Here is a 6,206-nt window from a genome sequence, read left to right on the forward strand (position 1 = left end):
CGGGCCTGCGCCACGCTGCTGCTCTGCGGCCGTACGCTCGTCAGCCGTACGCACCGTCGGCACACGGTCTGCGCTCGTCCGCGCCGCGTTCGTACGCTCGGACCGGGCGCTCATACACGGCCCGCCTTGCGCTCGGTGACGAGCAGCCACAGCAGATAGGCGCCGCCGAGCACTCCCGTGACGACGCCGACGGGCAGTTCACGGTCGCCGAACGCGGAGGTGGCGATCCAGTCGGCGGAGAGCAGCAGCGCCGAGCCCATCATGGCGCTCGCCGCGATGTTCGGCCCAGGGGAGCGGGTCAGCCGGCGTGCGAGCTGGGGGGCGCTGAGCGCCACGAAGACGATCGGCCCGGCCGCCGCGGTGGCGACCGCCGTGAGCAGCACGGCCGAGCCCATGAGGACGGCCCGGGTCCGCTCGACGCCGACCCCGAGCGCGTACGCCGCGTCGTCGCCCATCTCCAGCATCCGCAGCGGCCGTCCGTACGCCAGGCACAGCGGGATCAGCACGGCGCACACGACGAGGAGCGGCCAGAACTGGCTCCAGTCCCGGCCGTCGAGGGAGCCGGTCATCCAGACCACGGCCCGCGTGGCGTCGACGAGGTTGGCCTTGGTGACGAGGTAGTGGATCGCGCCGGTGAGCATCGCGGCGACACCGATGCCGACCAGGACCAGTCGGTAGCCGTGCACTCCGCGCTTCCAGGCGAGCAGGTAGACGGCGAGACCGGTCGCCAGACCGCCGACGATCGCGCCGCCCGCCACGGCGAACGAACCGCCGTGGAAGAGCACGATGACTATCAGCGCGCCGACGCTCGAACCCTGTCCGAAACCGAGCACGTCGGGACTGCCCAGCGGATTGCGGGAGAGGGACTGGAAGACCGCCCCGCCCACCGCCAGCGCCGCGCCCACCAGCAGCGCCACCAGCACCCGCGGCAACCGCACGTCGTGGACGATGAACTCCTGCGCGGGCGTGCCGTTCCCGAGCAGCGTGGCCACGACCTCGCCGGGCGCCATCGGGAAGTCGCCGCTGCCGACGAGCACGACACCGCAGGCCAGGGCGGCAGCCAGGAGCAGCACGGCGACGAGTGCCGCCCTCGGGTCGACCCGGGCGGAGAGCCCGCCGGGGGTGCGTATCGCTTTCACGGCCTTCACAGCTGCGCCATCCTCTTGCGGCGTACGAGGTAGATGAAGACGGGCCCGCCGATGAACGCGGTGACAACGCCGACCTGCAGCTCGGAAGGGCGCGCGACGATCCGGCCGACGACGTCGGAGCCGAGCAGCAGCACGGGCGAGAGCACGGCCGCGTACGGCAGGATCCAGCGCATGTCGGGGCCGGTGATGGCCCGGACGAGATGCGGGACCATCAGCCCGATGAAGACGATCGGCCCACAGGCGGCGGTCGCCGCACCGCACAGCAGCGTCACCGCGACCATGGCGAGCACGCGCGTACGGGTCAGATGCGCCCCGAGCGCGCGTGCCGTGTCGTCACCCATCTCCATCGCGTTGAGCGACCGCGCGATCAGCAGGGCGAGCACCACTCCGGCGCCGATGAACGGCGCGACCTTGCCGATGGTCCCGGGGTCGGCCGATGCGAGCGAGCCGACGGTCCAGAAACGCAGCCGGTCGAGCGCCGCCGAGTCCAGCAACTGTACGGCGTTGACGTACCCGTAGAGCGCGGCGGTTGCCGCGGTCCCGGCGAGCGCGAGCCGTACGGGCGTGGCGCCGCGGCTTCCGCCGAGCACGTACACGACCACCGACACCACACCGGCGCCGAGGAACGCGAACCACACATAGGCGGTGAGGGAGGTGACGCCGAGGAAGCTGATGGCGGACACGACGGCGGCGGCCGCGCCCGCGTTGACCCCGAGAAGCCCCGGCTCGGCGAGCGGGTTGCGGGTGAGCGCCTGCATCACCGCGCCGGCGAGCCCGAGCGCCACGCCGACGAGCAGCCCGAGCACGGTCCGCGGCACGCGCACATCGTGGACGATCACGTCGTTGGCGGTGCCGGAGTTGTGGAAGAGCCCGTGCCACACATCGGCGACCGGGACCGACTTGGCGCCGATGGCGATGCTCGCAACACAGACCAGCAGCAGGACACCGACGGCGAGCAGCAGCCCGGCCGCGCGCAGCGCATGGCGCTTGCGCGGCTCGGGCGTCGCTGCTGCGGACGTCGGTTCCGCGCTCGGTTCGGGGGGACTTTCGGAGGGACTGTCGACCAACACGCGGTTAGGTTAGCCTACCCTGCTATCTCACCCCGCTGCGGGAACCCGCCGCCTCACCGAGGGAACCCGAGGCAGCGGCTCACCAGCCCAGCCGGGCCAGTGCCTTGCCCGCATCCAGCGTGCCCGCCGCATCCTCCGCACGGGTCCACGCCGCCGCGCACAACGCCCGCAGCCCGTCCAGCGCCTCGCCGTCGCCGTCCAGCAGGAGCGCGTCCCCGCGCACCGACGCCGTCCAGCCCCCGCAGCGGAAGCCGTCCTCCGACGAGGAACCGGCCACCTCGGGCTGCCCGGTCAGCAGCCCGCGCAGATCGGCGTCCACGTAGGTCGGCCGGTGGTTCGGCTCCGCGGCCAGCAGCTGTGCCGGGTCCGTCACTCCGGTCAGGACGAGCAGCGAGTCCACACCCCCGTTGAACGCGCCCTCGATGTCCGTGTCCAGCCGGTCCCCGACCACGAGCGGCCGCTCGGCGCCGGTCCGCAGAATCGTCTCGCGGTGCATCGGCGGCAGCGGCTTCCCGGCCACCTGCGGCTCGGCGCCCGTCGCGATCCGTACGACCTCCACCGCCGCGCCGTTCCCCGGCGCGATCCCCCGGGCGCTCGGGATCGTCAGATCCGTGTTGGACGCGAACCACGGCACCCCGCGCGCAATCGCGTAGCACGCCTCGGCGAACCGCCCCCACGGCAGCTCGGGCCCGCCGTAGCCCTGCACCACGGCGGCAGGCTCGTCGTCCGCCGACTCCACCGGCTCCAGCCCGCGTTCGCGCAGCGCGACCCGCAGCCCCTCACCGCCGACCACCAGCACCCGGGCGCCCGCCGGGACCTGGTCGGCGATCAGCCGGGCGACGGCCTGCGCCGAGGTGATGACATCCGCGGGCTCCGCCGGCACACCGAGCTCGGTGAGGTGCCGGGCCACCGCGTCGGGCGTCCGCAGCGCGTTGTTGGTGACATACGCGAGATGCATCCCGGTGCCGCGTGCCGACCCGAGCGCATCCACTGCGTGTGCGATCGCCTCCCCACCCGCGTAGACCACCCCGTCGAGATCGAGCAGCGCCGTGTCGTACACCGCGCACAGCGCCTGCGCGCTGCCGCTCGGCCTGGTCCTGCCCTGCTCGCCCATGCTGGTCCGCTCCTCATTTCGTGGCTTTTTTCGATCCCCCGACACTCCCCCGATCATCGCGCATCGCCGCATCCACATACGATGCATCAATGAACAAGAGAGGTCAGGCGGCCGAAGACGGTCTGCACATGATTCCGTTCCGCGGGCTGCGCTACGTCTCGGAACGGGTCGGCAGCCTCGCCGCGGTGACCTCTCCTCCGTACGACGTCGTCGTACGCCCCGACGGACTGCACCACCTGGAGTCCGCGGATCCTTACAACATCGTCCGCCTGATCCTCCCCCAGGCCGCCAGCCCCGTCGCCCGCAACGAGCAGGCCGCCGAGACCCTGGACCGCTGGCTGGCCGAGGGCGTCCTCGCCCCCGATCCCGAGCCCGCGCTGTACATCTACGAGCAGCGCAGGGGAGAGATCCTGCAGCGCGGCGTCATCGGTGCGCTGGCCCTGTCGGCCCCCGACGAGGGCATTGTGATGCCCCATGAGGACGTGATGCCGCATGTGGTGGCCGACCGTACGGCGCTGATGCGCACCACGGCCGCCAATCTGGAGCCGCTGCTGCTGACGTACCGCAGCGACGGCACCACGACCGGGGCCTCCGCCGTCATCGAGCGGATCATCCACGAGAGCGCACTGCTGGCGACGACCACCGAGGACGGCTTCAGCCACCGCCTCTGGTCGGTCACCGACCCGGCGGACCTGGCGGAGATCGCCGCGGACCTCACCCACCACCAGGCTCTCATCGCCGACGGTCACCACCGCTGGGCCACGTACCTCCGCCTGCGCGACGAGCTGCCGGCTCCCGGGCCGTGGAACTACGGCCTGGTCCTGCTGATCGACACGGCCCGCTACCCGCTCCAGGTACGGGCGATCCACCGTCTGCTCAACCGCCTCCCGGTCGCGGACGCCCTGACCGCCGTCGAAGGGCTCTTCCGGGTACGTGACATCGACGGACCTCTTCCGTGCGCCCTCGATGCACTGGCCTCGGCCGCCGCCGAGGGCAACGCGTTCCTGCTCGCGGGCGACGGCCGCTTCCACCTCCTGGACCGCGCGGACGCCGGCCTGCTGGCACGCACGGTCCCGGCCGACCGGCCGGAGGCCTGGCAGCGGCTCGACGCGACCGTCCTGCATGCTGCGCTCCTGGAGCACGTCTGGCGGATCCCGGACTCTCCCGAGGACATCACCTACATCCACGACACCGAGGCTGCGGTGATCCAGGCCGAGCGTCGTGGCGGCACGGCGGTGCTGATGCATCCGGTGAGGGAGGACGTCGTACGGGAGCTGGCACAGCAGGGCGTGACGATGCCGCGCAAGTCGACGTCGTTCGGCCCGAAGCCGGCGACCGGCCTGGTGCTGCGGAGCCTGAGCATCGACGCCTGAGCATCGGCTGACGGCAGGAATCGGTGCGGACCGTGCGGACGCGAAAGGCCCGGCACCCTCGTGGGTGCCGGGCCTTCCAAGTGCCTGCGGTGGGGCGGGATCAGGCCTTGTCGCCCTCATCGTCGGCCTCGGGCTTCTCGTCCGTCTCGGCTTCGGCGTCGGAGTCGTCCGCGTCCGAATCGGCGAGGTCACCCTCGTCGGCCAGGGCGTCGACGAACTCAACCCCGTCCAGCTCTGCGAGCCGGTCGGAAGCGTCGGTGGCCCCGTCCTTGTCGGCCTCGACGGCTTTGGCGAACCACTCGCGCGCCTCGTCCTCGCGGCCGGCAGCGAGCAGCGCATCGGCGTACGCGTAACGCAGTCGCGCGCTCCACGGCTGCACCGAGCTCGACGCCAGCTCGGGACTCTGCAGCGTGACGATCGCGGCTTCCAGCTGATCCATGTCCCTGCGTGCCCCGGCGGCGACGAGCCGCATCTCGACCTGTCCCGCCTTGTCGAGCTTCTGCACCTCGGATTCACCGGCCATGGCCAGCGCCCGCTCGGGCCGGCCGAGCCCGCGCTCGCAGTCGGCCATCACGGGCCACAGATCGACGCTCCCGGTCATCCGCCGGGCAGCCCGGAACTCCGCGAGCGCCTCCGAGTACCTCTGCGTCGCGTACGCGGCGAATCCGGCGGCCTCTCGCACTGCGGCGACCCGCGACGCGAGCCGGAGCGCCACGCGCGAGTAGCCGTAGGCCCCTTCCGGGTCCTCGTCGATCAGTCGCGCGACCATGACGAGGTTCTTGGCGACATCCTCGGCAAGCGTCTTCGGCAGGCTCTGGAGCTCCTGCCGCACGTCCTTGTCGATCTCGTCGCCCGAGACGTCCTCGGGAATCGGCAGCCGCTTGATCGGCTCCCGATCCCGATCGCGCCCACGATCCCGGTCCCTGTCGTCCCTGCGTCCGTACCCACCGCGGTCGTCCCGCCCGCGGTCGTCGCGACGGGGCCCACGCGGCCGGTCGTCACGGCGGAACCCACCACGCTCGTCATCACGACGCGGACCACGGTCGTCACGACGGTCGTCACGACGGAACCCACCACGGTCATCGTCCCGACGAGGACCACGATCATCACGGCGGAACCCACCACGGTCGTCATCACGACGCGGACCACGGTCGTCACGGCGGAACCCACCACGGTCATCGTCCCGACGCGGACCACGGTCGTCACGACGGTCGTCACGGCGGAACCCACCACGGTCGTCGTCCCGACGCGGACCACGGTCGTCACGGCGGAACCCACCACGGTCATCGTCCCGACGCGGACCACGGTCGTCACGACGGTCGTCACGGCGGAACCCACCACGGTCGTCGTCCCGACGCGGACCACGATCATCGCGGCGGACGCCACCACGGTCGTCGTCTCGGCGCGGACCACGGTCGTCACGACGGTCGTCACGGCGGAACCCACCACGGTCGTCGTCCCGACGCGGACCACGATCATCGCGGCGGACGCCACCACGGTC

5 protein-coding genes and 1 pseudogene are annotated in these 6,206 nt (G+C 72.0%); 1 reads left to right on the forward strand and 5 read right to left on the reverse strand.

Annotation, left to right across the window (positions count from 1 at the left end; genetic code table 11):
* Positions 1–110 precede the first annotated feature (110 nt).
* The 3 genes from ABT078_RS29780 to ABT078_RS29790 all read right to left on the reverse strand — a co-directional run bounded on the left by ABT078_RS29780 (position 111) and on the right by ABT078_RS29790 (position 3,332).
* Positions 111–1,148, reverse strand: a complete 1,038-nt coding sequence (locus tag ABT078_RS29780; protein WP_351233073.1) for a FecCD family ABC transporter permease — start codon at positions 1,146–1,148, stop codon at positions 111–113.
* Positions 1,145–2,218 (reverse strand): FecCD family ABC transporter permease, encoded by a 1,074-nt coding sequence (locus tag ABT078_RS29785; protein ID WP_502981385.1) that lies wholly within the window; start codon positions 2,216–2,218, stop codon positions 1,145–1,147. Before ABT078_RS29785 ends, ABT078_RS29780 begins: the two co-directional genes overlap by 4 nt.
* A gap of 79 nt (positions 2,219–2,297) precedes the next feature.
* A complete protein-coding gene (locus ABT078_RS29790) occupies positions 2,298–3,332 on the reverse strand; it encodes an HAD-IIA family hydrolase (protein ID WP_351233075.1) in 1,035 nt (344 codons plus the stop codon).
* Between the two features lie 89 nt (positions 3,333–3,421).
* Here ABT078_RS29790 and ABT078_RS29795 point away from each other — a divergent pair, with 89 nt between their 5' ends.
* Positions 3,422–4,705, forward strand: a complete 1,284-nt coding sequence (locus tag ABT078_RS29795; RefSeq protein ID WP_351233077.1) for a DUF1015 domain-containing protein — start codon at positions 3,422–3,424, stop codon at positions 4,703–4,705.
* Between the two features lie 100 nt (positions 4,706–4,805).
* Here the strand turns inward: ABT078_RS29795 and ABT078_RS29800 are convergent, their stop codons facing one another.
* Both ABT078_RS29800 and ABT078_RS29805 read right to left on the reverse strand, forming a co-directional pair.
* The gene (locus ABT078_RS29800; RefSeq protein ID WP_351233079.1) at positions 4,806–5,537 is read right to left on the reverse strand and encodes a tetratricopeptide repeat protein; all 732 of its coding nucleotides are present in this window, start codon (positions 5,535–5,537) and stop codon (positions 4,806–4,808) included.
* A pseudogene (locus ABT078_RS29805) lies at positions 5,459–6,206 on the reverse strand (hypothetical protein); the annotation flags it as partial. The pseudogene ABT078_RS29805 and the gene ABT078_RS29800, both read right to left, overlap by 79 nt.

This window comes from Streptomyces sp. NPDC002133 (assembly GCF_040296405.1).
In the GTDB taxonomy this organism is placed as follows: Bacteria; Actinomycetota; Actinomycetes; order Streptomycetales; family Streptomycetaceae; genus Streptomyces.

Excerpts from the sequence above, each read along its gene's own strand:
- ABT078_RS29790 (WP_351233075.1), bottom strand. The coding sequence starts at position 3,332 with ATGGGCGAGCAGGGCAGGACCAGGCCGAGCGGCAGCGCGCAGGCGCTG.
- ABT078_RS29795 (WP_351233077.1), top strand. The coding sequence starts at position 3,422 with ATGAACAAGAGAGGTCAGGCGGCCGAAGACGGTCTGCACATGATTCCG.